This window comes from Ancylobacter sp. GW821-FHT10E12 (assembly GCF_058809335.1).
Genome location: NZ_JBXASN010000002.1, coordinates 324,784 through 348,987 on the forward strand (window position 1 = coordinate 324,784; position 24,204 = coordinate 348,987).

At 67.0% G+C, this 24,204-nt stretch carries 22 protein-coding genes; 11 read left to right on the forward strand and 11 right to left on the reverse strand.

From position 1 onward, the window contains the following. The first annotated feature begins 208 nt into the window (after window positions 1-208). Together AC1RU4_RS03900 and AC1RU4_RS03905 are read left to right on the forward strand one after the other, a co-directional pair. Window positions 209-3,070 carry an ABC transporter transmembrane domain-containing protein gene (locus AC1RU4_RS03900; protein ID WP_492889780.1) on the forward strand — a complete coding sequence of 954 codons (2,862 nt, stop codon included), beginning with the start codon at window positions 209-211 and terminating at the stop codon, window positions 3,068-3,070. Window positions 3,071-3,183: 113 nt separating this feature from the next. Next, window positions 3,184-4,377 carry an FAD-dependent monooxygenase gene (locus tag AC1RU4_RS03905; protein WP_492889688.1) on the forward strand — a complete coding sequence of 398 codons (1,194 nt, stop codon included), beginning with the start codon at window positions 3,184-3,186 and terminating at the stop codon, window positions 4,375-4,377. An 84-nt stretch (window positions 4,378-4,461) separates the two neighbouring features. Here the strand turns inward: AC1RU4_RS03905 and AC1RU4_RS03910 are convergent, their stop codons facing one another. Together AC1RU4_RS03910 and AC1RU4_RS03915 are read right to left on the reverse strand one after the other, a co-directional pair. Further along, window positions 4,462-5,451 carry a Bug family tripartite tricarboxylate transporter substrate binding protein gene (locus AC1RU4_RS03910; protein ID WP_492889689.1) on the reverse strand — a complete coding sequence of 330 codons (990 nt, stop codon included), beginning with the start codon at window positions 5,449-5,451 and terminating at the stop codon, window positions 4,462-4,464. Window positions 5,452-5,482: 31 nt separating this feature from the next. After that, window positions 5,483-6,148 (reverse strand): LysE family translocator, encoded by a 666-nt coding sequence (locus AC1RU4_RS03915; protein ID WP_492889690.1) that lies wholly within the window; start codon window positions 6,146-6,148, stop codon window positions 5,483-5,485. 154 nt (window positions 6,149-6,302) lie between these two features. Here AC1RU4_RS03915 and AC1RU4_RS03920 point away from each other — a divergent pair, with 154 nt between their 5' ends. Next, window positions 6,303-7,883 carry a winged helix-turn-helix domain-containing protein gene (locus AC1RU4_RS03920; RefSeq protein WP_492889691.1) on the forward strand — a complete coding sequence of 527 codons (1,581 nt, stop codon included), beginning with the start codon at window positions 6,303-6,305 and terminating at the stop codon, window positions 7,881-7,883. A 78-nt stretch (window positions 7,884-7,961) separates the two neighbouring features. Here AC1RU4_RS03920 and uraD read toward each other — a convergent pair whose 3' ends face one another. Genes uraD through AC1RU4_RS03950 form a run of 6 tightly spaced genes read right to left on the reverse strand, consistent with a single transcriptional unit; the run spans window position 7,962 to window position 12,868 of the window. Then, window positions 7,962-8,861, reverse strand: coding sequence for a 2-oxo-4-hydroxy-4-carboxy-5-ureidoimidazoline decarboxylase (uraD, locus tag AC1RU4_RS03925; protein WP_492889692.1), 900 nt, complete (start codon window positions 8,859-8,861; stop codon window positions 7,962-7,964). A 9-nt stretch (window positions 8,862-8,870) separates the two neighbouring features. After that, window positions 8,871-9,617 (reverse strand): ABC transporter substrate-binding protein, encoded by a 747-nt coding sequence (locus AC1RU4_RS03930; protein WP_492889693.1) that lies wholly within the window; start codon window positions 9,615-9,617, stop codon window positions 8,871-8,873. After that, a complete protein-coding gene (locus tag AC1RU4_RS03935; protein WP_492889694.1) occupies window positions 9,617-9,874 on the reverse strand; it encodes an ABC transporter substrate-binding protein in 258 nt (85 codons plus the stop codon). The genes AC1RU4_RS03930 and AC1RU4_RS03935 overlap by 1 nt, the downstream gene beginning before the upstream one ends. 11 nt (window positions 9,875-9,885) lie before the next feature. Continuing rightward, window positions 9,886-11,385: a tripartite tricarboxylate transporter permease gene (locus AC1RU4_RS03940; protein WP_492889695.1), complete on the reverse strand. Its 1,500-nt coding sequence runs from the start codon at window positions 11,383-11,385 to the stop codon at window positions 9,886-9,888. 12 nt (window positions 11,386-11,397) lie between these two features. Then, the gene (locus tag AC1RU4_RS03945) at window positions 11,398-11,853 is read right to left on the reverse strand and encodes a tripartite tricarboxylate transporter TctB family protein (RefSeq protein ID WP_492889696.1); all 456 of its coding nucleotides are present in this window, start codon (window positions 11,851-11,853) and stop codon (window positions 11,398-11,400) included. A 10-nt stretch (window positions 11,854-11,863) separates the two neighbouring features. Next, on the reverse strand, window positions 11,864-12,868 hold the full coding sequence (locus tag AC1RU4_RS03950; RefSeq protein WP_492889697.1) for a Bug family tripartite tricarboxylate transporter substrate binding protein: 1,005 nt from the start codon (window positions 12,866-12,868) through the stop codon (window positions 11,864-11,866). Between the two features lie 137 nt (window positions 12,869-13,005). Here AC1RU4_RS03950 and AC1RU4_RS03955 point away from each other — a divergent pair, with 137 nt between their 5' ends. The 8 genes from AC1RU4_RS03955 to AC1RU4_RS03990 all read left to right on the forward strand — a co-directional run bounded on the left by AC1RU4_RS03955 (window position 13,006) and on the right by AC1RU4_RS03990 (window position 20,332). Then, a complete protein-coding gene (locus AC1RU4_RS03955; RefSeq protein WP_492889698.1) occupies window positions 13,006-13,938 on the forward strand; it encodes a LysR family transcriptional regulator in 933 nt (310 codons plus the stop codon). Window positions 13,939-14,322: 384 nt separating this feature from the next. Then, a complete protein-coding gene (locus tag AC1RU4_RS03960; RefSeq protein ID WP_492889699.1) occupies window positions 14,323-15,456 on the forward strand; it encodes an ABC transporter substrate-binding protein in 1,134 nt (377 codons plus the stop codon). 30 nt (window positions 15,457-15,486) lie between these two features. Then, on the forward strand, window positions 15,487-16,413 hold the full coding sequence (locus AC1RU4_RS03965) for an ABC transporter permease (protein WP_492889700.1): 927 nt from the start codon (window positions 15,487-15,489) through the stop codon (window positions 16,411-16,413). Next, a complete protein-coding gene (locus AC1RU4_RS03970; protein ID WP_492889701.1) occupies window positions 16,410-17,225 on the forward strand; it encodes an ABC transporter permease in 816 nt (271 codons plus the stop codon). Before AC1RU4_RS03965 ends, AC1RU4_RS03970 begins: the two co-directional genes overlap by 4 nt. A 19-nt stretch (window positions 17,226-17,244) precedes the next feature. Beyond that, window positions 17,245-18,324, forward strand: a complete 1,080-nt coding sequence (locus AC1RU4_RS03975; RefSeq protein ID WP_492889702.1) for an ABC transporter ATP-binding protein — start codon at window positions 17,245-17,247, stop codon at window positions 18,322-18,324. Between the two features lie 17 nt (window positions 18,325-18,341). Further along, window positions 18,342-18,851, forward strand: coding sequence for a nucleoside deaminase (locus tag AC1RU4_RS03980; protein WP_492889703.1), 510 nt, complete (start codon window positions 18,342-18,344; stop codon window positions 18,849-18,851). Window positions 18,852-18,872: 21 nt separating this feature from the next. Further along, a complete protein-coding gene (locus tag AC1RU4_RS03985) occupies window positions 18,873-19,655 on the forward strand; it encodes a GntR family transcriptional regulator (RefSeq protein ID WP_492889704.1) in 783 nt (260 codons plus the stop codon). After that, window positions 19,652-20,332 carry a flavin reductase family protein gene (locus AC1RU4_RS03990; protein ID WP_492889705.1) on the forward strand — a complete coding sequence of 227 codons (681 nt, stop codon included), beginning with the start codon at window positions 19,652-19,654 and terminating at the stop codon, window positions 20,330-20,332. The genes AC1RU4_RS03985 and AC1RU4_RS03990 overlap by 4 nt, the downstream gene beginning before the upstream one ends. A gap of 163 nt (window positions 20,333-20,495) precedes the next feature. Here the strand turns inward: AC1RU4_RS03990 and AC1RU4_RS03995 are convergent, their stop codons facing one another. From AC1RU4_RS03995 to AC1RU4_RS04005, 3 genes are read right to left on the reverse strand one after another with little or no spacing between them, the layout of a single operon-like run. Next, complete coding sequence (locus AC1RU4_RS03995) at window positions 20,496-22,853, reverse strand: xanthine dehydrogenase family protein molybdopterin-binding subunit (RefSeq protein WP_492889706.1); 2,358 nt, start codon at window positions 22,851-22,853, stop codon at window positions 20,496-20,498. Continuing rightward, complete coding sequence (locus AC1RU4_RS04000; RefSeq protein ID WP_492889707.1) at window positions 22,850-23,323, reverse strand: (2Fe-2S)-binding protein; 474 nt, start codon at window positions 23,321-23,323, stop codon at window positions 22,850-22,852. Before AC1RU4_RS04000 ends, AC1RU4_RS03995 begins: the two co-directional genes overlap by 4 nt. Before the next feature lie 18 nt (window positions 23,324-23,341). Beyond that, window positions 23,342-24,193, reverse strand: a complete 852-nt coding sequence (locus AC1RU4_RS04005) for an FAD binding domain-containing protein (protein ID WP_492889708.1) — start codon at window positions 24,191-24,193, stop codon at window positions 23,342-23,344. Window positions 24,194-24,204: the final 11 nt, after the last annotated feature.

Genomic DNA, 24,204 nt, shown 5'->3' on the forward strand with positions numbered 1-24,204 from the left:
ACCGGCCGATTTCAGCAGGACGCTGTTTTCCTTCATCTGGACGCACAGCGCACGCCAGCAGGTCTACCTGCTGCTGCTGACGGCGCTCTCGTTTCCAATCCTCTATTTCACGCTCAACCTTCCCAAGCTGATCCTGAACGACGCCATCCAGGGGCATGCCTTCCCGAAACTGTTCTTCGGGCTTGGCATCGACCAGGTTCAGTATCTCGTGGTCCTCTGCTTCCTGCTGCTGGGCGGCATTCTCGCCAACGGCATCATAAAGATGCGCCTCAGCATCTATCGCGGCGTCGTTGGCGAACGGCTGATACGCCGCCTGCGCTACATGATGACGGCGCGGGTGCTGCAGTTTTCGCCGGCACAGACCAGCCGGGTCTCCCAGGGCGAAATCGTCTCGATGGTGACGGCGGAGGCCGAGCCGCTCACCGGCGTCATGGGCGATGCGTTCGCCCAGCCGCTGTTCCAGATCGGGCAGATGCTGACGATCCTGGCTTTCCTGTTCCTGCAGAGCATTTGGCTGGGGCTTGCCGGCATCAGCCTGATCCCCCTGCAGGCCTACCTCATCCCGCGCATGCAGCGGAAGGTCATCCGCCTGCAAAGGAGCCGGGTTGCCGAGGTCCGGCACCTGTCGGAGCGCATCGGCGAGAGCGTCGCCGGCGCCGCCGCACTTCGTTTGAACGGTGGCGTGCGCTATCGGCTCGCGCAGTTCAGCAATCATCTCCATCGCATGTTCGCGATCAGGGTCGCCATCTTCCGGCAGAAGTTCTACATCAAGTTCGTCAATAACTTCCTGAACCAGATCACGCCGTTCTTCTTCTACGTCCTCGGCGGCTATCTGGTGATACGCGGACAGCTGAGCATCGGCGCACTGGTCGCGGCAATCGCGGCGTCACGCGACATTGCCGAACCCTGGCGCGAATTGCTCGTCTTCTGGAACGCGGCCCAGGAGGCGACGTCCCGCTACACCAGCCTGATCGCCCAGTTCTCGCCCCGCGACCTGCTGCCGCCTCAAGCGCCCGACGTCGAACCGGAAACGGTGCCGAAACTCAGCGGCGATATCGTCATGACGGGCATCAGCGTCGAGCAGGGCGTCGGCGGCACCCTGCTCGACCAGCTCGATCTGGAGATCCGCGGCGGAACGACCGTCGCGGTCCTGTCGACGGACGATATGTGTCGCCGGACGTTCCGCGACGTGTTGACCGGCGTGCGGAAGCCGGATTTCGGCAGCATCACCCTATCCGGCACGAAGGTCCATGATCTCGATGCCGGGCAGCTGGCCGCGCGCATCGGCGTCGCGACGCATTCGCCCTTCGTCTTCAATGCGAGCATCGCCGAAAACATCCAGATGCCGCTTCGCCTCGTACCAGGCTCGGGCGAACCGTCTCCGGCGTTCCACGAGGCGACGCTGACCGGCAACAGCACCGATCGGCTCGATGTCGAGTGGTTCGATGGCGGCATGGCCGGTTTCGCGTCCCGCGAGGCCGCCAATGCGTGGTGGCTGGAAATCATCGAGGCGATCGGCTCCGGCCCGCAGCTTATGGAGCGTGCTCTCGACGCCTATCTCGCCCCGAAGCAGAATCCCGAGCTCGACAGGCGCATTGTCGAATTGCGCGCAGCCATGGCGGATCGCCTTGCGCGGACGGACCTTGCGCGTGATGTCGACACTTTTTCAGCGGACCGTTTCAACCCAGCCCTTTCGATCGGCGAGAACCTGCTGTTTTCCGTCCTCACGCCGGGCAGCCTGGACAGTGCCACCCTGGCGCCGCTGCTGCTGAGGCTGAACGAGCTCGACCTCGCCGGCTCGCTCAAGGGATTTGCGGCCGACCTCGCGACCGTGCTGGTTCGGGCATTCCGCGCGGTGGGACCGGAGCATGCCCTGCTGCGCCGGCTGACCGCGATCAAGCCCGAATATTTCGCCCAGCTCGTCGCCATCGAGGCCAAGATCTCCGGGAGCGACAACGAAGCCCTCAGCCCGGCCGAGCAACTGAGCCTGCTCGCGCTCCTGTTCAAGGTGAGCCCGAAGGATCTCGGAAGCGAATTTCCGCAGGCGCTGGCCGCCGCCGTCGTCTCGATGCGGCGGGACTACGCCCCGGAATTGCGCACCATCACCAAGCTCCATTTCGACAAGCTCGATGAATCGCAGTTCAATCACCACCTGACCGTTCTCGAGAACCTGCTGTTCGGCACCGTGCGCGGGAAATCGGCCGTGCGTCAGCGCAAGGTGCGGGCAATGGTCATCGACGCCGTCGTCGAGGCCGGGCTCGAAGGCGATCTCAAGCTGCTGATCGGCGATGTCGACGCCGGCCTCAACGGCGACGCGCTGACCCCTGTCGCCAGGGAGAGGTTGAGCGTGGCGCGTGCGCTCATCCGGCGCCCGGACGTGCTGATCCTCGACATGGCGATGGCCAGCAGCCCGCCCACCGACAAGGCCCGGATGTGGCATGCCTTCCGGCGCCTTCTGCCCGAGAGCACCATCCTCATCTTGGAACGCGAGCTGCCGGCGTTCGACGGCTTCGACCGCGTCATCCGGCTCGACGAGGGAAGGGTCGTCGCGAAAGCGGCGGAACCGGCCGTCCGCAGGCCGCCGGACCGCAGCAGCATGACCTCGGATCAGCACGAAAAGTTCAACATGCTGGCCAATACCTCGGAGTTCCGTGCACTGCGCAGGAGCCAGCTGGAGCTTCTCGCCTATGCCGCGCAGTGGCTTCACTGCCCCGCGGACGAGTTGGTATTCCGCGCCGGCGAACCGGCGGACGGCGCCTATCTCGTGACGGAAGGACGGGCCGAGCTGCGATGGCCTGCGACGGAGGGCGATATCGAGGTATCGATCGACATCGTCGAGCCCGGTCGGCTCATCGGAGATCTCTCCATCGTTCTCGACATCGACCGGACGTCGAGCATGATCGCGTTGACCGATCTCACCTGCCTCAAGATCGGCCGGAGCGAATTCCTCGACATCGTGGAGGGCGACGTCAGCGTCGCCTTGCTGCTGCTGCGCTCCGTTGGTCGGCATCTCCTCGAAGCGGGAGACGAGCTGAGGACGTCGTCGCTGCGGGATCGGGCCGGCGGATGAGCCCGGACCCGCCGAGCGCCGCACTCCAGTAAGCCCATGCATGGCTCGGCAGCGACGGCTGACATGCGAGACATCGCCGATTCGCTCTGCTAGCAATGACGCGGCAACCGCTCGTGAGCCGCCCGCTGGAGAGCAACGGTATGGCTGTGCTTCCCACCACCACCGACATTCTCATTGTCGGTGCTGGCCCCACCGGGCTTGCGCTTGCAACGGCCCTGCGGCGCCTCGGCATCGCCCCGCTGCTGATCGACCGGCAGGCCGCCGGCGCCAATACATCGCGCGCGGCCGTGGTACACGCCCGCACATTGGAGGTGCTGGAGCCGCTGGGCCTGTCCTCCAGGCTGCTGGAGAAGGGCATCAAGGTACCGCTCTTCTCGGTGCGCGAGCGCGGCCGCACCCTGGCCGAAGTGTCGTTCGCGGGCCTGCCCACCCCCTATCCCTTCACGCTGATGATTCCGCAGGACGCGACGGAAGCGATCCTCCTGGAACACCTCGCCACCCTCGGCGGAAGCGTGGTTCGCCCGGCACAGGCAGTCGGCATCCGCCCGAGCGACGACGGGGCGGAGGTGGACATCTCCCTCGGCGGCGAAACGGCGACGGTCGCCGCCCGGTGGCTCGTCGGCTGCGACGGCATGCACAGCGTCGTGCGCGAGGCGGCCGGCGTACCCTTCGAAGGATCCACCTATCCCGAAGACTTCATCCTGGCCGACGTGCACATGGGTTGGCCCATCAGCCGGGAAGAGGTCACCCTGTTCTTCTCGCCGGCCGGGTTCGTCATGGTAGCGCCGCTGCCGGGCGACGACCGCTACCGCATCGTCGCCACCGTGGACGACGCCCCGCCCCAGCCCGACATCGCCTTTGTGCAGGCGATGATGGACGAGCGCGGCCCCGCACCCGGCGCGGCCGCCATTCGCGACCTGGTGTGGAGTTCGCGCTTCCGCATCCACCATCGCGTCGCCGCCACGCCGCGTGCCGGACGCCTCATATTGTGCGGCGACGCCGCGCATGTTCACAGCCCGGCCGGCGGGCAAGGGATGAATACCGGAATCCAGGATGCCGTCTCGCTGGCCGAACCCCTCGCCGCCGCTCTTCGCGGCAGCGATGCCACCGCACTCGACGCGTGGGCGCAGGCCCGCCACCGGGTGGCCGAGCGCGTGGTCGACATTACCGACAAGATGACCCGCGCCGCTGCGCTTTCCTCCATCACGGGCCGCCGGGTGCGCAATCTGGCATTGACCCTGGTCGGTCACGTACCCGCCGCCCGCGAAGCAATCGCCCGCAGGTTGGCGGAACTGGACAATGTCTAGCAGCCGCACCTGCAACCGAACCCGTTGCGACGCATGGCGAGAGGTTTCGGTGGATGTTCCGGGCCAAAGGGCTGCGCCCCCTCGCTAGCCCGGAATCGCGATGCCGAGCCTGGCGATCACGGCATTCCAGCGTGCGGCCTCGCTGACCTGCAGGGCAGCCAGTTCGGCCGGTGGCGTGCCGAGGATCTCGTTGCCGGCCTTGTCGAGACCGCCGCGCGCCGCCGGGTCGCTGCGCAGCGCATCGCGCATGGTTTCAGACAACCGCAGCGCCATATCGTCCGGGAGGTCTGCCGGCGCCACCATTCCGGCCCAGCCGAAGAAGGCGCCGTCGCGAATACCGGCTTCGGCGAGCGTCGGAACATCGGGCAGCCTCGCCAGGCGGCGGGTTCCGGTCTGGGTGAGCGCGACAAGCCTACCGTCCGCGATGAATTCCAGCGCCGTGCTGGGGACGTTGAACATCGCGTCGACCTGCCCGGCCACCAGATCGAGCGTCGCCTGGGGAAAGCCGCGATAAGGCACATGCACCAGGTCGATACCGAGCTGTGCCTTCAATTCCTCCATGGCGAGATGGGTGACGGTGCCGGGTCCGATCGAGGCGTAGTTCAGCTTGCCGGGCCGCGAGCGGACATAGTCGAGCCAGGCCGGAAAGCCGGTGGCGGGCAGCGCGTTCGGAGTAACGGTCAGGATGAAAGGAACGCGCGTCAGCAGGCTGACGGCCTTGAAGTCGCGCATGGGGTCGTAGGTGATCGCTGGGTTCAATGCCTTGGCCGTCGTCGTCGGACCGCCCTGGACGATCCCGAGCGTATGCCCGTCCGTGGCATGGGCCACGGCCGCCGCGGCGATGTTGCCACCCGCCCCGGTCCGGTTCTCGATAATGAATGGCTGTCCGAATGCCGCCACCAGATGCGGGGCGAGTCCCCTCGCCAGCAGATCCGTACCGCCTCCGGCCGGCTGGCCGACGACGATCTTCACCGGCTGGCGGGGCCAGTGCGTCTCGGCAAATGCCCGGCGTGCCAGCATCGGCGTCGCACAGATGGCTGCGATCGCGCTGCGCCGGGACAGATGATGGCTCATGGCCGGGAAGCTCGCATTCGCTCTCATGGTGTCAGGCTCCCGTGATGATGGAGGAGATTTGACGGGCGGCAAGGGTGGCGAGGAGGATGGCGACGGCCATGCGGATGGCTGGCGCAACCGATGTCGCGGCGGGCCAGTGCCGCGCCTGCGCGGCAAGGCCCGCGATGGCGAGGGCGATGCAGAGCGACACCAGCCCGGCGCCGACCGCCATGACGGCGGGCAGCCAGGACGTATGTCCGGCGTCGGTCATCGCGAGCGTCGCCGCGAAATAGCCAAGCGTCACCGGGTTGAGCAGCGCGATCTGCAGGCCTGCGATGAAGCGTGGATGCTGGCTGTCGCCGGTGCCGCCCGCAGGGGCCGGCTTCGACGCGAAGCGCCATGCATGGCGCAGCAGCAGCGTGGCCGAGGCGACGACGATGAGATGATGGCCGGGCGAGCCCGGCTCCGACATTCCGACGCCGCAGGCGACGATGAAGGTCAGGGCGACGACGCCGGTGGCCGTTCCCAGACAGTGTGGAATGACGGAACGGAAGCCGGACAGGGTGGAGAGGCTGGCCACGACCAGCATGTTGGGTCCGGGCGTCGCGGCGACGAGGGCATAGCCGATCAAGGCCGTGCCGAGCATCGCCAGTGGTGGGGATACGGAGCCGGAGACCAGGGGCGCCGCGGCGATCCAGGGGGACATCGAAGCAAGCATGATCAACCTCGCTCGTCACCGGCCGGTTTGGGATCGGCCTGTGACGAGCATCGGCGATAGCGTCGTCCGACGTCCTGACATCGCGCTGAAGCTGTGTTGAAATGAAATGTCGTTGGGACCAGAAATGCCGTTGGGGCCAAGCGAGCGGCGGTCGATGCGGTCAGAGAACGACGAGACGCCGTCGGCGTATTACTTCGAGGGTTTCGCGCTCGATCTGGCCAAAGGGCGGCTGCTCGGGCCGGAAGGGAACGAGGTGCCGCTGCGGCCCAGGGCCTTCGACCTGCTGGGCGCCCTCGCCGGCAACCCTGGCCGCGCGATGGCCAAGAGCGAACTGCTCGATCTGGTCTGGGGCGACATCCACGTTACCGAGGACAGTCTCTTCCAGGCCGTCCGGGAGGTGCGCCGCGCCCTCGACGACAAGGCGGGCCACCTGCTGCGCAGCGTGCCGCGCCGCGGCTATATCCTCGATTGCGCCGTTCAGGCCGCTGGGGAGCCGATGGCCGAGCCGCCGAGCCACCGCGAAACTCCCCAGCCCGCCCCGGACAGGACCTCTGTCGCGATCCTGCCCTTCAAGACGCTCGGCGACGACCAGGGGCGCGGATATTTCACCGACGGCCTCGTCGAGGAGATCACCACGGCCCTGTCGCGATTCCGCTGGCTCTTCGTTTCGGCCAGCCGCTCGGCCTCGCAACGGCGGGAGGCCGACAGCAGCCTCGCCGAGATCGGACGCCTGCTCGGCGTGCGCTATCTCGTCGATGGCAGCATCACCTATGCAGGCCAGCAATTGCGGATCACCTGCCGGCTGATCGAGGCCGCCGGCGAACGAACGGTGTGGAGCGATCGGTTCGCCGGTAGCACGGCGGACATTTTCCGGTTCCAGGACGAAATCACCTCGGCCATCGCAGCGGCGCTGGAGCCGCGCATTCTGAGGGCCGAAATCGAGCGCGTGCTTCGGCAGGCCACCACTAGTCTCGATGCGTTCGACTGTTATCTGCGGGCGTTGCCGGGCTATCACTCGCGCACCCCGTCTGGGAATTCCGACGCCATCGCCTTGCTCGAAACGGCGCTCGCGCTGGATCCGCACTTCCAGATGGCGCGGGCGCTGCTGGCCCGTTGCACGGCGAGCGCCGTCTGGCTTGGCACCGAACGCGATCATGAGGCCGGCTCGCAGCTCGCTCTCCAGCTTGCGCGCGAGGCCCTGGCCGGCGACCGGTCCGACGCGCATGTCCTTGCGCTGTGCGGCCACCTCCTCGCTGTCGTCGGCGGGGAGCACGACGAAGCCGGCGCGCTGCTCGACCTATCCCTGCGCATGAATCCGAATGACGCGGAGGCATGGCGGCTCGGCGCCTGGGTATCGGTGTGGGGCGGGCATCTCGATCAGGCATTGTCCCGCCTCGATGAGGCGGAGCGCCTGGATCCCCTCTCGCCGTTACAGGCGGATCTACATGCGGTCCGGGCGGCGGCGCTGTTCTATTCCGGTCGCTACGGCGATGCCGTCGCCGTGGCGCGACGCTCGCTCGCCAGCGTGCCGGAAGCGACCACGCCGAGGCGATATCTCACGGCCGCGCTCGTCCGCATGGGGGCGCTGCCGAAGGCGCGATCTGAATTGGTGGAGTTACTCAGGCTCCAGCCGAACAGCTCGATCCACCGCACCCGAGCCATGCATCCGCTGCGGGATGCGACGATGTTGGAACCGTATCTCGACGCGCTGAGACAGGCAGGCATGCCCGAATAGCGCACAATAGCCACTCCGCTTGGCGCCCGATCCGACATTCGGCACCGCACGCTGCGGGGCCTGCCTCTCCCGGCCTTGCTACTGACCGCGATAGGTCGAGTAGGCCCAGGGCGTGATGGCCAGTGGCACATGATAGTCCCCGGCGGGTTGGTCGATGCAGAAGACGACGGGCACCACGTCCAGGAACGACCACAGGCCCTCGACCGCGCCGGTCTGACGGTAATATTCGCCCACGTGGAAGCGCAATTCATAGCGCCCTATGCGCAGCGGCTCGCCGGACAGCAGCGGCATCGCCGGACGCCCCTGCTGGTCGGTCACGGTCTCCACCAGGGCAGAGCTGGTACTGCAGGGGAGATCGTTGCTCACCTCATGCAGGGCGAGCCGCAACCCTTCGGCGGGATGGCCTCGGCTGGTGTCGAGCACGTGGGTGGTGAGGCGGCCGCTGATCTCGGTGAACCCGTGGTCCACGATGCGTGCGGCGAGCCGGTGCCGCGTGATGTGCCCGATCTCCTTCAGGGCCTGGGCGATCTCGCGATCGCGATCGTTCTGAAGGCGCTGCCTGAAGACAGGCAGCATCGAGCCCCGCGCATAGTGGCGCGCGCACAGGATGAAGGGGAAGCCGAAGCGAGCCCGATAGGCGGCATTGAGGGCATCCCACCGATCCGCTTCGTCCTGCGGCAGGCCGCCGAGAGACAGCGCACCCTGCTCCAGCGTCGAATCCGCCGTCATCCTTCCCGTACGGGCATCGGGACCCGCCAGGTCCGGGTGCCCCGCCAGAAGGGTAACCAGCTCCTCTTCCGGCAGGCCGGCGACGAGGGCGAGCATGGCCTCGTGCAGCGCAGCCGCGGTGCGGAAGGGACGCAGTTCCGCCGCCCTTTCAGCGACCCATGGTGCGTGCTCCCAAACGCTTCCGAGCCTCGCCACGAAGGTGGCGCGGTCGCAGGAGTTCAGTTCGTCGAGAGTGATCGAGACGTGCATGATTTACCCTCATTTCCGAATGCTGGCGCGATCCTCGGGACGTTCTGCCAGGGTCCGCACCCGGGCCGCGACAGGCGGCAGGAAGCCAGGGTCGAAGATCTGTTCCACCTTGGGCGCCGCCGTCAGACCCTTGGCCGCGACGATGAGCGCTATGGCGTCGTCGAGGCGGCCTTCGTCCGCATCGCCGATGCCGCGCATCCCGCCTTCGGGATGCGCCATCTCGAGAGCGAGCGTACCGGCGAGGCGGGCCCGGTTGGCCGCGCGGTCCATGGCGGGATTGCGCCGAACCACGGCGTCGGTCGCGGCCTCGATATCGCCCGCCACGTCGACGAGCCCACGATTGATGGCCCGCACGAGACCGCGGACAGCCTCCGGCCGGGTGTCCCGGAGCTGCCGGGAGACCATCACCGCTGCGCCGTAGAGGCTCGGAACGTGATGCTGCCATTGAAAATGTCGCAGCATCTTTCCCGGATCGATCCCGGCCTCCAGGGCCTGGGCGCCGATGGTGTTGACGAACCCGAAAAGCCCGTCCCATCGACCGTCCAGCATGAGCGGCACGATATTCTTGTGCGGCAGGTCCGAGACTTCGACCCGCACATCCGACGGCGCGAAGCCGCAGGCATGCGCAAATTCCGGGAACATGCGCCAGGCGGCATCGCTGGGGTGCGAGACCAGCACTTTCCCGACGAGATCGCGTGCGTTCCGCACCGGCCCCGCCGCCGGGACGGCGATCGTGTAGGGCGAGCGGTTATGCATCACGAAGACCGCGACCGGCGCTTCCGACGGACGCGCGGCGGCACATTCGATGAGGCGTTCATATCGCCATAGCCGGCATCGAAGGCTCCGCTGGCGATGCGGGGCACCGCGTTCGCGAGGGTGTCGCCCTCGGTGAAGCTGACGTCGAGGCCCTCGTCGCGGAAATAGCCACGGTCGTCGGCGAGGAAGAACCACGCCTGGGGCCCGGAATAAAAGGTGTTGAGAATGAAGCGAATAGGCAGGGGCGCGGACGTCACGGCGTGTTTCCTCAATCCTCGCGCAGGGCGACGGCGCGGGTGCGTTTGACGCTGGGGATGAGCATCATGGCCAGCATGGCCACAGCGACGATGAGCAGGCCGGCGCTGATGGGACGCTCCACGAAGGTCACCGGATCACCGCTGGAGAGCAGCATGGCGCGCTTGAAGTTCTCCTCCATCATCGGACCGAGGATGAAGCCGAGCACCAGCGGGGTCGCCTCGAAGCCTAGCTTGGCCATCACATAGCCGAGGATGCCCGAGCCCACCGCCAGATAGACATCGAACGACTGGTTGCTGATGGAATAGACGCCGATGACGCTGAAGAAGAGGATCGCCGGAAACATGAGGCGGTAGGGCACCTGAAGCAGCTTCACCCAGAGGCCGACCAAGGGGAGATTGAGGATCAGCAGCATGAGATTTCCGATCCACATGCTGGCGATCATTCCCCAGAACAGGGTCGCGTGCTCGCTCATCACCTGAGGACCGGGAACGATGCCCTGGATGGTCATCGCCCCGGCCATCACGGCCATGATGGCATTCGAAGGCACGCCAAGGGTCAGCAGGGGGATGAACGAGGTCTGGGCGCCAGCATTGTTCGCGGCTTCGGGTGCGGCGACGCCGGCTATGGCGCCCTTGCCGAAGCGTTCGGGGGTCCGCGACAGCTTCTTTTCGAGCGCATAGGCGCCGAACGAGGCCAACAACGCCCCTCCTCCCGGCAGCACGCCGAGCACCGAGCCGAGAAACGTGCCGCGCACGATCGGCATGGCGCTCTCCCGAAGCTCCTCCCTGGTCGGGAACAGCTCGCGCAGGGGAACGGCGCTCACGCGGGTGAGGTCACGCTCCAGGTTGAGGATGATCTCGGTGATGCCGAACAGCCCGACGGCGATGGCGACGAAGCTGATGCCGTCCGCCATGGCGTCGATGCCGAAGGTCAGGCGCGGCATGGGCGAGTTGGCGTCCGTCCCGGCGAGGCCCAGGAAGACCCCGAACAGGATCATCACCACCGCCTTGTGCAGGGCGCCGCTCGCCAGCACCATGGACGAGACGAGGCCGAGGACCATCAGGGAGAAATACTCCACCGGGCCGAATTTCAGCGCCAGCATCGCCATCGCCGGCCCGAATTGGGCGATCAGCAGGGTCGACACGGTGCCGGCAAAGAACGAACCGATGGCCGCGATGGCGAGCGCCGCTCCGGCCCGTCCCCGCCGTGCCATCGCGTAGCCGTCGAGGGCGGTGGCCACCGAGTTGGCCTCGCCCGGCAGGTTGACCAGTATGGCGGTGGTGGAACCGCCATACTGGGCCCCGTAGTAGATGCCCGCCAGCATGATGAGCGATGTCGTAGGTGCAAGGTGGAAGGTCAGCGGCAGCAGCATGGCCATGGTGGCCACCGCGCCGATACCGGGCAGGACACCGATGAGCGTACCCAGAAGCACGCCGAGGAAGCAGAACAGCAGGTTCTCGAATCCGGCGGCCACGCTGAGGCCCAGGGAGATGTTCTGTATGAGGTCCATGACCGTGCGTCCTCAACGGGGCCAGATCGGGATGGCGAGGCCGAACCCCTTTACGAAGGCCACGGCCCCCAGAAGGGCGAGGACGACGCACAGGACCGGCGTCTCGCGATGGCGCGTGATCGGGCTGGCGAAACTGGCGGCGGTGGTCGAGGCGACCACCGCGACGACGATGCCGTAATGATCCACCAGCAGGCCGAACAGGCTCACGGCCGCTGACACCACCACGAGCGGTCGCCAGTGCATCGCCTCCGGCAAGGTCGCCTCGTCCCACAGGCCCGCCAGCGTCATCGCCACTCCAGCCAGAACGATCAGCCAGGCGAGCGCATTCGGCACATAGCCGGGGCCCATCTCCTGGACGGTCCCGATATCGAGGTCGCCGACCGCGAGGAAGCAACCGGCGCCGAGCACGAGCACGAACAGGCCGGAGAGAAACTCCGTGCGCTGGAGGAGCGGGAGGAGATTGGGCATTGCACTCTCCTCACTTGTCCTGCGCGCCGGCCGCGATGATCAGCGGGCGCCACACCTCGATCTGCTGGCCCACGAAATCGGCGTATTCGGCACTGGTCAGCGACCGGGTCTCGACGCCCCAGGTGAAGAGCCGCTCCTTGACCGCCGGCAGGGCGACCGCCTCCGCGACGGCGTCATGGATCTTCGCCACCAGCTCCGGCGGCATGCCGGCGGGTCCCGAGACGCCGAGCCAGTTCTCGAGCACGATGTCGAGCCCCTGCTCGCGAAAGGTCGGAACGTCCGGCGCCTGCGAAATCCGCTGCGGCGCCGCGACCGCGACGGCCACCGCCTCGCCGGACTTCACCATGGGGACGTTCTGGGCAAGCAGGTCGTAATAGGCCTTCAGCACGCCGGCCTTGAAATCCTGGATCGCCGGGGCGCTGCCCTTGTAGGGCACATGCACCATCTGGATGCCGGCCGCCTTCTTCACCGCCTCGCCGAGGATATGGCTGATGGAGCCGACCCCGCTCGATCCGTAGGTGAGCTTGGGATCCGCCTTGGCGAGCGCGATGAGGCCCTGCAGGTCCTTCACGCCCAGGGAGGGCTGCACCATCAGGCCCGGCGCCGACGCGCCGATATAGGCGACGTGGGTGAAGTCCTTGACGGGGTCGTAGGGGATTTTCTTGAACTGGGTCGGAGCGATGGTGAAGGGCGCATTGTTCGCCAGCAGCAGCGTATAGCCGTCCGGCGACTCCTTGCGCACGATCTCCGCGCCGACGGTCCCGCCGGCGCCCGGACGATTGTCCACCAGGAACTGCTGGCCGAACTTCTCCGTGAGGTGCTGGCCGACCAGGCGGGCGACGATGTCGCTGGTGCCGCCGGGCGGGAAGGTGACGACGATGCGCACCGGCTTGGTGGGCCAGTCGACACCCTGGGCCATCGCTCCGCCCGGAACGCCCAGTGCGAGACCCGCGACAAGCGCCACGCCGAGAAGATCGCGGCGCGACACAGCTGAAGACTTGCTGGGAAACAGCATCGTGGCATCCCTCTGGTGGAATGGGGCGATCACGGTGCGGTCCGCGATCCTTATGCTTCGACGCTAGAATATTGCCGGCGTTGCCGTCCATCGCAGCTTGGGCAACAATCCGTTCTAGGAATTCGTATGGATGGAATATGCGCCCTTCCTTTGTCCCTGCTGCACTCCGCTATGTCGATCAGGTCGCGAGATCGGGCTCCATCCAGCAGGCCGCCCGCGAACTGCGCGTTGCCGCCTCCGCCATCGACCGGCAGATCATCCTGCTTGAGCAGGACCTCGGCGTGCCGCTGTTCGAGCGGCGCCCGCGCGGCATGCAACTGACCGCCTCAGGCGAGGCCATCGTCAGCCTCATCCGCCGCTGGCGCATGGACGAGCGGCGCGCCGTGGCAGAGATCCGGCGTCTTCAGGGGATCCACCAGGGACACGTGCAGATCTTCGCCATGGACAGCCACGCCACGAGCTTCCTGCCCCGTTTCGTGGAGGACATGGCGGCTTCACATCCCCTGGTCTCGCTCTCCGTCGAGATCGGCAGTCCCGACGATGCGACCCCGGCTCTGCTGACGGGGCGGGCCGACCTCGCGGTGGCCTTCAACCTGCCGCCGCGCCGCGATGTCCAGGTCCTCTGGAGCGAGGAACTGCCCTTCGGATGTGTGGTGGCCCCGACCCATCCGCTGGCGCAGGCGCGCTCCGTCAGCCTCCAGGAACTGTCATCCCATCCCATCGCGCTGCAAAGCAGGAGCCTAGCGATCCGCCGGTTCCTCGATGCGCAATATGGCTGGCTGTTCACGGGCGCGAAAGGACAGGTGGAATCGAACTCCTTGCATCTGATCAAGCAGTTGGCATGCGGCGGCCGCTACTCCGTGATCACCTCCGAGCTCGACGCGGCGCCGGAGCTGATATCCGGCGCCCTGCGCTTCATACCTGTGCGCGACAAGGGCGCCGAACCCCAGACCATCAGCATTGCGGTGGAGGCAAAGGGGCTGGATTTCGTCGTGCGGCTGGTCGCGGAACGTATGCAAGTGGCTGTCGAGGCGTGTCTCGACAACGTGCGGACCACGGCATCTGCCTAGCTGGCGCGTGCAGACGGCTGAACCAAGGGAGCCTCCGACGGTGCAAGGGTCGTAGGGCTGCGCCCAGGGCGCCGGCGCCGGCCGGTGCAAGCTCCGTCAGGGATCGGTTGCGGCGTCAGCACGGATCGCCCCGCACTCGACGTGAGTGAATCGCATGCGATATTCTAGACATTAATGCAGAACAATCGCATGCATAACTGCATGCGATTTGCGCAAGTTGGATCAAAACATGAGCAGCGAAGGAGCCTTTCCAATCGCCTCTTTTTCATAGGTCGTTGAAAATAAACAAGCGATCTCGCTGACAGAAGTTGGCACGCATTCTGCTTTAGCTGTTTTCGCATGCGATTAGTGCATGCGATTTATCGAGCGGAGTAGAATCATCCAATGTCCAACCCCTTCCCGTTCCGCGCCGACATCAGTCGCCGCTCCTTCCTCAAGGCCGGCGTCGCCGCTGGCGCGCTCGCCGCCACCTCCCGCTGGTCGCCGGCCGATGCCGACGATCCCAAGGTGCTCAACTATCTCTCCTGGCCGGGCAATGCCGATCCCTATCTGGTCGAGCAGTTCGAGAAGGAGAACGGCGTCAAGATCCGCATCAAGGAATATGTCGGCGGCGACCAGATGCTCGCCGTCATCAACCAGTCGCCGCCCGGCTCGTTCGACGTGGTGCTCGCGGATGCCGAGTACATGCACTTGCTGCATGCAGCCGACTTCATCGAGGAGCTCGATCCCGCCGACTATCCGCTGAAGGATTTTTGGCCGGAATTCCAGAAGTTCCCGCTGCACTGGTTCGACGGCAAACTCTACGGCGTGATGACGGACTTCGGCTATCTCGGCCTGTCCTACAACACCAAGGAATTCACGCCGAAGGAGGTTGCCTCCTATGCCGCTCTATGGTCGGAGAAGGCCAAGGGCAAGGTCGGCTTCTTCGACTGGTATCTACCGTCCATGGGGTCGATCAGCCTGTCGAACGGCAACCGCCCGCCCTTCGATATCGATGCGGCCAAGTTCGAGGCGGTAAAGGAGAAGCTGTTCTCGCTGAAGCCGCAGGCCTCGGGTTTCTACACCATCGCCGACATCTTCTCCTCGCTCACCAATGGTCGCGCCCAGTTGGTGCCCGGCATCGGCGAGTGGATCACGCTTGGCCTGCGCATGAACGGCGTGCCGGTCGACACCATCATTCCGGAGGAAGGCGGCCTGCAATGGACCGAGTCGCTCTCCATCGTGAAGGACACGCCGAAGAAGGACCTTGCCCGCAAGTTCATCCAGTACACCACTTCACCCGAGGGGCAGGTGAAGATGGCCACCAAGGTCGACAACAAAAAGAGCATCCCCTCGATTGCCGGCTGGAAGCTGCTCAACCAGACCATGCCGAAGGAGGCCGAGATCCTGCGCATGACGCTGACCGGCCCGAACGTCATGGACGAGTACAAGGCCAAGAAGATCCAGTTCCGCCAGCTCCCCCAGCAGCAGGAGATCAGCGACTGGAACGACGTGTGGAGCGAGTTCAAGAGCCTCTGAACCTTCATCAAAGCAAGAAAGAGGATCGCCATGACGACCTCCTCAGTGACTGCGCATGCCGGCGCCTTGGGGCGCTGGTTGCGGCTGGCAAGGCCACGCACGGCGGGTTCGCCCGCCGTGCTGCCGGCCATGCTCGGCCTGCCCGTGGTGCTCTGGCAGGCCGTCTTCTTCGCGGCGCCGCTGGCCTTTCTGGTCGTCGTGACCTTCTGGCAGGTCAGGTCGTTCCGGCTGGAGCCCGCCTTCGTGCTCGACAACTGGTCGCGCATCCTGTTCTCGACGACGTTCCAGCGCGCGCTCGTCCATACTTTCGCGATCGCCGGCATGGCGACGGTGCTGGCGGTGGCCCTGGCCTTCCCGGTCGCCTACACCATCGCATTCCGGCTGAACACACGCGCACGCGATCTCGCCGTCGCCTTCCTCATCGTGCCGGTGTTCTCCAGCTATATGCTGCGCATCTATGCGTGGCAGATCGTGTTGAGTCCGGAGGGCATCGCCAACGCGCTCATCGGCACGCTCGGCATCGGGCCGCTGCCGCTGCTCGGGGGTGCCTTCTCGCTGCAGGTCGGGCTGATGACACTCTGCCTGCCGATCGCCGTCCTGATCCTCGTCTTCGCCATGGCCGGCATCGACCGCACCTTGATCGAGGCGGCGGAAAACCTCGGCTGCCGGCGCAGCCGGGTGATCGCGCATGTGATCGCGCCGTCGGTACGCCCGGCCATCACGCTGGCGGCGACCACCGCCTTCCTGCTCTCCTTCGGCGACTATATCAGCCCGCTGTTCATGACCGGCTCGAAGCCGCCGACGCTCTCCATCCTCATCGTCGACACGGTGAAGTCGGGCTCGCAATGGCCGCGCGCCTCCGTCATCGGCGTCGCCATGCTGGTCACGCTGGCGGCGGTGCTGGGGCTCGGCCAGTGGCTCTCGCGCGAGCGCGCCGCGCAGCGGGAGGCGGCATGATGAACCGCAGCCTCGCCACCCGCCTGTCCAGGTTCGCCCAATACGGCTTCCTCGGGCTCGTCTTCGCCTTCATCGCCACGCCGATGCTGGTCATCGTCGTGTTCTCCTTCGATGCCAACCGCTTCCCCACCATCCCCTGGGGAGGTTTCAGCCTCGAATGGCACCGCGCGATCCTCGCCGACGCGATGATCCGCGACGCCTTCGTCAACAGCGTGCTGGTCGGGTTCGGCACGGCCGTGCTGTCGACCCTGCTCGGCTTCGCGAGCGCCTATCTCGACTTCCGCTACCGCTTCCGGCTCAAACCCGGCTTCGTGCTGCTGGTCGCGATTCCGCCCGCGGTGCCGGCGACCATCCTCGGCATGGCCATGCTGGCCTTCCTGTCGCGCATCGGCCTGTTCGGCCGGCTGGAGACCATCGCCGCCTGCCACGTCGCCATCGCCACCTCCTTCTCGATGGCCATCATTCGCTTGCGAATGAACGACCTCAGCCGCGACCTGGAACCGGCGGCCTGGAACCTCGGCGCCTCCCCGACGGCGGCGCTGGTCCATGTCGTCATCCCGTTCTGCAAGCCCGCGCTTATCGCCTCCTTCTTCCTGTCGGCGGCGGTCTCGTTCGACGAGTTCCTCATCGCCTGGTTCGTCGGCGGCGTGCACGAGACGCTGCCGGTGCGCATCCTCAACCTGTTGCAGGGGCAGGTTAATCCGAAGATCAACGCCATCGGCACCGTGGTGCTGGTCATCAGCGTGGCGCTCGTGCTGCTCGCCCAGCGTTTCACCGGTGTCCGCGTCGGGCACCGCCAGTCCAACTCATAGCCCGACGGGAGACACCCTCATGGCAACGCCCTTCATCGCGCTTGAATCCCTCGACAAGAAATATGCCGATCACCATGCGGTGCGCAGCATCGATCTCGATATCGCGGCCGGCGAGTTCATTGCCATCATGGGACCGTCCGGCTGCGGCAAGTCGACGACGCTGCGACTGCTGGCGGGCCTCGACCTGCCGACCGGCGGCGACATCCGCATCGGCGGCGAGAGCATGCGCGGCGTGCCCGCCTTCCAGCGCAACACGCCGATGGTGTGGCAGAGCCTCGCTCTGTTTCCCTTCCTCACCGTCGCCGAGAACGTCGCCTTCCCCTTGCGCATGCAAAAGGTCGGCGCGGCCGAGCGGCGCAAGCGCGCGCTCGACTGGCTCGACCGGCTCGGCCTTGCCGGCATGGCGGATCGCGGCATCGGCCAGCTTTCCGGCGGGCAGCGCCAGCGCGTCGCCATCGCGCGCGCACTGATCACCGAGCCGGCCGTTCTGCTGCTGGACGAGCCGCTCTCCGCCCTCGATGCGCATTTGCGCGTGCGCATGCAGACCGAGCTCTCGCGGCTGCACAAGCAGCTCGGCATCACCTTCGTCTATGTGACGCATGCGCAGTCCGAGGCCTTCGCGCTCGCGGACCGCATCGTCATCATGAGCGAGGGCCGCATCCAGCAGGTCGGACGTCCACAGGACGTCTACCGCGCGCCGGCCAACGCCTTCGTGGCCGAGTTCATGGGCATGAACAATCTCATCCGCGGCGAGGTGCGGGGCGGTTCCGGCGGGTTGATCGAGGTCGGCAGTATGCTGGGTGAATTCCGGGTGCCGGCGGATGCCTCGCGCCCGGAGGGCAGCCGCGGCGATTTCGTCATCGCCGCCGACCGCATCACGTTGGCTCCCGACGTCGAGGGGCCGGGCATTTCCGGCACCGTGCTGGGGCTCGAATTCGTCGGCTCGACGCAGACCGTGTTCGTCGAGATCGAGGGGGGCGCGGAGTTCCGCGTGCAGAAGCAGCAGCACGAGATCGAGGCGCTGGACCTCGTGCCGGGCCGCCGGGTGAAGTTGAATTGGGATCCGCGTCACGCCTGGCTGCTGCCGCAGGCCGCGTAGTTTGGAGGAGACACACCATGTATCGTGAAGAATTCATGCGACGGGCGATCGAGATTTCGCGCGAGGCGCTGTCCAGGCCAGGCACCGAGCCATTCGGCTGCGTCATCGTGAAGGATGGCGCCATCGTAGGCGAGGGCCTGAACCACTCGCTCGCCCATTTCGACCCGACGTCGCATGGCGAGGTGGAGGCGATCCGCGATGCCTGCCGCCGGCTGGAATGCGTCGACCTCTCGGGCTGCGACCTCTATTCCTCATGCGAGCCGTGCGCGATGTGCGTCGCCACGATGGAGATCGCCGGCATTTCCAAGCTTTATTACGCCGCCTCGATGCAGCAGGCAGGGCAGGCCTTCACCGGGCTGACCCGCGCCGAGCGCCATCCCATCGATACCGAAGCGCTGCGTGCGGCGGCCGGGGCACTTGTCGAGGACCGGACAATGCCGTCACAGCAGGCGATGGACGAGGATGCGGTAGCGATTCTCGAAAGCTGGGCGCGGGCGCGCAAAGCCGTAACCGCGGCGACTGGCTGAGTGGGACAGGACGGGCAAGTCATGAGCATCACGCGTTTGAAGAAGGGGGCCTCGCGCTCCGTCAACGACCCGACCGCCAAGGGCAAGGGTCCGCCTGCCGCCGTGGAGGCCGCCACGATCTCGCGTACCGGAGCCGTCCACGAGGCGCTTCGGCAAGCCATCATCGAGCAGCGCCTGCAGCCCGGCGCCAAGCTCCCGGAGGACGCCATCGGCGATGCCTTCGGTGCCAGCCGCACCATCGCCCGCGAGGCGCTCGGCCGCCTCGCGGTCGAGGGACTTGTGGAACTGAAACAGAATCGCGGCGCCTTCGTCGCCAACCCGAGCATCGACGAAGGCCGGGATGTCTTCGTCGTCCGCCGCGGCCTCGAGCGCATCGTGACCGAATGCCTCGCCGGCAAGCTGAAGCCGGATGAAATCGCGATACTGCGCGATCATGTCGGCCGCGAGCAGGAGGTTTCGGGTCGCAATGAGGTGGAATCGATCCGCCTCGCCGGCGAATTCCATCTCCTTCTCGCACGCCTCACCGGCAACCACGTTCTCGTCCGCTATGTGACCGAGGTGGTATCGCGCTGCTCGCTCATCCTCGCCATGTATGGTCGCCCGCACTCGTCGGATTGCGGCGTCAACGAGCACATCGAGATCGTCGATGCCCTCGTCGCCGGCGACACGGCGAAGGCGTCCCACCTCATGGATCACCATGTCGCCTCCGTCGCCAGCCGCGCCCTGCTCCAGGCAAAGCAGGAGCGCGACATACGCGACGTACTCGCGCCCTATGCGGCGCGCATCAAGGGGGTGGGAATATGAGCATCATTCGCGACCCAGAAACGGGCTCCGTCGCCTTCGATTTCCAGGCGATGGGCGAGCGCGAGCGCTACAAGCTGATGATCGGCACCATCGTGCCGCGGCCCATCGCGCTGGTCACGACGGTCGATCCGCAGGGACGGGTGAATGCGGCCCCGTTCAGCTTCTTCAACTGTCTGTCGGCCGATCCCCCGATCCTCGCGCTGGGCGTCGAGAACCACCCGGACATGTCCTTCAAGGACACCGCGCTGAACATCCGTCTCACCGAGGTGTTCACGGTGAACATCGTCTCCCACGCCATTGCCGAGGCGATGCATGTCTGCGCGGTCGGCTTCCCTTCGGGCACCGACGAACTGGCCGCCGCCGGCCTCACCGCGATGCGTGGTGAAAAGGTCGCCTCGCCCTGGATCAGGGAGGCACCTGCGGCCTTCGAATGCCGCCGCCACCTGACACTGGAACTCGGCAAGTCGCGGCAGATCATCCTGGGCGAGATCGTCTACGCGCACTATCGAGCGGACGTGGTCGATGCCGACCGGCTGCGGGTCGATCCCGGCCGGCTCGATGCCATAGCGCGGCTCGGCGGCTCGACCTGCTCGACCATTCGCGACCGCTTCGACATGCCCACGCCCACGCTGGCGCAGTGGCAAGAACTGGCTCGCACGGGAGAGGTCGCCGACTGAGTGTGAACGCGGCCTCGCGCCAGGCGCGGCTTCTCACGGCACTGCCGGTCAGACTGTCCAACACCGGTCCCTGGCGGAGCCCGGAACCGGTCGAAGCTGTTGTGCTCGTAACGGTCGCGATCGCGTGGAGCAGGTTGAAACACCCTCCATGATCGCTCTGAGATTATAGTCGCGGGCTGTGCGGAAGTACCAGATTGTCGGCCCATGCCGGCAGTATATGAGGGAAGGTGAACTCCGGCTGGCGGCCGAGCAGCAGTGCAAGGACGCGAGGTGGGGTCAGCGGCAGTTCCTGCACGCGCCTCCTGGTGGCATTTGCTACCGCACAGGCCACCGTCGCCCCCACATTGAGGATCGGCACCTCGCCTGCGCCCTTGATGCCGAGCGGTCCGAGGGAGGGCGCGCCCTCGAACAGATCGACCTCGACCGGCACCACATCGCAAGCAAGCGGTACGCGGTAGGTCTCGAAACCACTCTGGCGGATACGGCCCTGGGCGTCGATCGACACCTCTTCGTGTAGCGCATAGCCCAGGCCTTGCACGACGCCGCCCTGGATCTGGCCGCCAATGGCGCTGCGGTTGAGTGCCCGTCCCACATCCTGCACGACACGGTAACTCAGCACTTCGACATGGCCGGTGTCGTGATCGACCGCGACCTCGCAGTCATGAACGGCGAAGACTGGAATATCGAGCGCGTCGATGAAGTGACCGGCGACGCAGCCCGGCATGGCGGGTACACCCTCGCGGGTGGAGGCGCCGGTGCCGCCGATCGGTCCCAGCAGGGTCTGTGCCCGTGCCGTCACGTCGGCAATGCTGAAACCGGCGCCGTTGGGGCCGGCGATCTCGATCCGTCCATTCTGCATCACGAGGTCGTCGGGGTTGGCATCCAGCATCTGCGCCGCGACCGCCATGAGTTTGGCCCGCACTTCCTGCGCCGCCGCGAGGCTGGCGGCGCCGAGCGAGACCGTCTGTCGGCCGCCGCCTACGCCTACATCGTAACCGGCGGCGTCGGTGTCGGCCTGGCGCACCACCACCTCCTCCGGGCGGATGCCGAGCGCTCCGGCTACGATCTGCGGCAGGCTCTGCATCATCGAGCCGGAGCCGATCTCGACGCCGGAGGTGACAAGGGTGGCACTGCCATCGGCATTCATGTTCACCGTCGCCGCAGAGGGGCCCGTGAAGACGAACCAGGTGCCTACCGTTGTCGCGCGACCGTAGAGGCGCCCGTCATCGGCCTTGCGCGGCGGCGCGGCGGCGCACAGGGCCTCCATGCGCGCGAGCATCGGGCGCAGCACCTCTCCTTCGAACACCTGGCCTGTGGCGCCGAGATCGCCGTCGCCGAGCACGTTGCGCCGGCGCAATTCGAGCGGGTCCATGCCGATGGCGGCGGCGATCTCATCGGTGTGCCGCTCCAGTGCGAAGGTGTTGTAGACGCCGTTGCACGCCCGGAAGGCCCCGTTGGGCGCGGTGTTGGTGTAGACGGCACGGGACACCAGGCGGGTCGCGCCGAGCCGGTAATTCCCGCCCAGCGTGTGGGCGGTCATGGTGGTGAGGAAGATCTGCTCGCCGCCATGGGCGCCGCAATCCATCAGCACCACCGCCTCCCGCCCTGCAATCTCGCCCTCGCGGGTCACCGCCGAGCGGATACGGATCTCGGCATTCTCGCGGAACAGGCAGGTGAGCATCTCCTCCTCGCGCGAGTTGACCAGCCGCACCGACCGGCCGCTCATCTTCGCCAGCAGCGCGGCGAAGGGCTCGATGGCGATGTCGAACTTGAGTCCGAAGGCGCCTCCCACCGGCGGCACCGTCACTCGCACCTGCGAGGCCGGCACACCGAGGAAGCGCGCCGTGGCGTTGCGTACCGTCCAGGGCACCTGTGTGGAGGTCTCGATATGGAAGCGGCCCTCCTCGTAGCGTGCCACGGCCGCCCGCGGCTCGAACGCCATGTGGTTCTGCCGGCCGACGCGGAACGAGCTCTCGACCACGGTCACATCCGGCCGAGCGAAGGCGGCGTCGACATCGCCGCGCACGACCGTCGCCTCCCAGGCGACATTGCCGGCGCGGGCGCCGCCTTCCAGCAACACCTCGTAGTCCTGCCACGCCGGGTGTACGAGGTGGGCGCCCGGTGCCAGCGCCTCCTCCATGGTGACGACGGCCGGCAGCGGCTCGATCACGACCTCGATCGCCGCCAGCGCCGCCTGCGCCTGCTCCGGCGTGTCGGCGGCCACGGCGGCGAGCGGCTCGCCGACATAACGCACCACGCCATCGGCGAAGAGCGAATGATCGGCGACGCCGATACCGACGCGACCCGGCGCATCGGCAGCGGTGGCCACAGCGCGCACGCCTGGCAGACTGGCCGCCTTCGACGTGTCGAGCTTCACGAGACACCCCGACGCTACCGACGCTCGCAGCACGGAGGCATGCAGCATACCCGGCGCGGCGCGGTCGATGGTGTAGCGGGTGCACCCCGTCAGCTTGTCGCGGGCATCGCGGCGGCGAAACTCCATCACGGCATCGACGGTCATCGGCGCATCTCCACGCGGGCGCCGGCGACGGCCATCGCCGCCTCGACGATGCGCTCATAGCCGGTGCAGCGGCAGATATTGCCGGTGAGCGCCGCGCGGACATCGTCCCGGCTCGGCCGCAGCGTGTGCTCGAGGAAATGGCTCAGCGTCAGTACCATGCCGGGAAAGCACATGCCGCACTGCACGGCGTCGTGCTGCTCGAGCCGTGCCTGGACTTCATTGAGGCGGCCGCCGGCCGAGATGCCTTCGATGGTGACGACATCGCGGCCCCCGGCCATGGCGACGGGGATGAGGCAGGACGCCGTCGGCTCGCCGTCCACCAACACGGTGCACGCGCCGCAGAACCCTTCTCGGCACACCGGCTTGGCGCCGGTGAGGTGGAACTCGTCCCGCAGCACGTCGATGAGCGGGGTCAGCGGGTCACGGGCGGAACATCTCGCCTCGCCGTTCACCGTCATGTCGATCGGCATCATGACCTCCTGTCGTGTTCAGTGAAGCGCCGCCACGGCGCGCCGGGCCAGCGCCGGCAGCACGCCGACGCGGTACCAGCCCGGCGCATCGATGCCGTCGCGTCCGTCGAACTCCCCGGCGAGGTCGGCGGCGGCGCGCTGGGCCGACGCGGCGTCGAGCGGGGCGCCGATGAGCGCGTCCTCGAAATGAGGCCAGCGGCGGGCGACCGGCTCCACCGAGCCGACGGCGACGCGCGCCTGCACGACGCGGCCGGCCGCGTCGCACCTCACCGACAAGCTGAGAATGGCGGTCGGATAGTCCCCCGCCTTGCACAGCGGGAGACGGGCATGCGCGCTACGGGCGAGCGAGCGCGGAACCCGGACCCGCGTCAGCAGACGCCCCGGCCCAAGCGACGGGCGAAGGGCGAGAAACCGTTCCAGCGTCAGTCGTTCGATGCCGCCGCGCGCGGCGATGTCGACCTCGGCGTCGAGGCACAGAAGCGCCGGGACGAGGTCGGCGGCCGCGAAGCTGGCGGTGCACAGATTGCCTCCCAGCGTGGCCGCCCGGCGCACGGCCGGATTGGCCGAGCGGCCGGCCGCCTCCGCGAGCACCCGCAGGTCCGGCAGGTCGCTCAAGGTCTCGGCAAGGCGCGCATGGGTGACGCCGGCGCCGATGGCGACATGATCGTCGCGCAGCTCGATCCGACCCAGTTCCGCCACGCGGCCGAGCCCGACATAGGCGGGGCTCATGCGCTCGTGGCGGATGGGCGCGCGCATGATCCAGGTGCCGCCCGCGAGGGGGGCACCCTCGGTGCCGCGCTCGGCAAGGGCATCGAGGGCGGTATCGAGGGAGGGGGCGACATAGAGCGAGGGATGGGGCGACGGCGTCATCGAGATACCTC

Bases quoted from the DNA above. Each gene is read 5' to 3' on its own strand.
- AC1RU4_RS03970 (WP_492889701.1), top strand. From the start codon at position 16,410: ATGATGAACCGCAGCCTCGCCACCCGCCTGTCCAGGTTCGCCCAATAC.
- AC1RU4_RS03995 (WP_492889706.1), bottom strand. From the start codon at position 22,853: ATGACCGTCGATGCCGTGATGGAGTTTCGCCGCCGCGATGCCCGCGAC.
- AC1RU4_RS03980 (WP_492889703.1), top strand. From the start codon at position 18,342: ATGTATCGTGAAGAATTCATGCGACGGGCGATCGAGATTTCGCGCGAG.
- uraD (WP_492889692.1), bottom strand. From the start codon at position 8,861: ATGCACGTCTCGATCACTCTCGACGAACTGAACTCCTGCGACCGCGCC.
- AC1RU4_RS03965 (WP_492889700.1), top strand. From the start codon at position 15,487: ATGACGACCTCCTCAGTGACTGCGCATGCCGGCGCCTTGGGGCGCTGG.
- AC1RU4_RS03950 (WP_492889697.1), bottom strand. From the start codon at position 12,868: ATGCTGTTTCCCAGCAAGTCTTCAGCTGTGTCGCGCCGCGATCTTCTC.
- AC1RU4_RS03915 (WP_492889690.1), bottom strand. From the start codon at position 6,148: ATGCTTGCTTCGATGTCCCCCTGGATCGCCGCGGCGCCCCTGGTCTCC.
- AC1RU4_RS04005 (WP_492889708.1), bottom strand. From the start codon at position 24,193: ATGACGCCGTCGCCCCATCCCTCGCTCTATGTCGCCCCCTCCCTCGAT.
- AC1RU4_RS03945 (WP_492889696.1), bottom strand. From the start codon at position 11,853: ATGCCCAATCTCCTCCCGCTCCTCCAGCGCACGGAGTTTCTCTCCGGC.
- AC1RU4_RS03940 (WP_492889695.1), bottom strand. From the start codon at position 11,385: ATGGACCTCATACAGAACATCTCCCTGGGCCTCAGCGTGGCCGCCGGA.
- AC1RU4_RS04000 (WP_492889707.1), bottom strand. From the start codon at position 23,323: ATGCCGATCGACATGACGGTGAACGGCGAGGCGAGATGTTCCGCCCGT.
- AC1RU4_RS03920 (WP_492889691.1), top strand. From the start codon at position 6,303: ATGCGGTCAGAGAACGACGAGACGCCGTCGGCGTATTACTTCGAGGGT.
- AC1RU4_RS03960 (WP_492889699.1), top strand. From the start codon at position 14,323: ATGTCCAACCCCTTCCCGTTCCGCGCCGACATCAGTCGCCGCTCCTTC.
- AC1RU4_RS03930 (WP_492889693.1), bottom strand. From the start codon at position 9,617: ATGCATAACCGCTCGCCCTACACGATCGCCGTCCCGGCGGCGGGGCCG.
- AC1RU4_RS03955 (WP_492889698.1), top strand. From the start codon at position 13,006: ATGCGCCCTTCCTTTGTCCCTGCTGCACTCCGCTATGTCGATCAGGTC.
- AC1RU4_RS03910 (WP_492889689.1), bottom strand. From the start codon at position 5,451: ATGAGCCATCATCTGTCCCGGCGCAGCGCGATCGCAGCCATCTGTGCG.
- AC1RU4_RS03975 (WP_492889702.1), top strand. From the start codon at position 17,245: ATGGCAACGCCCTTCATCGCGCTTGAATCCCTCGACAAGAAATATGCC.
- AC1RU4_RS03990 (WP_492889705.1), top strand. From the start codon at position 19,652: ATGAGCATCATTCGCGACCCAGAAACGGGCTCCGTCGCCTTCGATTTC.
- AC1RU4_RS03985 (WP_492889704.1), top strand. From the start codon at position 18,873: ATGAGCATCACGCGTTTGAAGAAGGGGGCCTCGCGCTCCGTCAACGAC.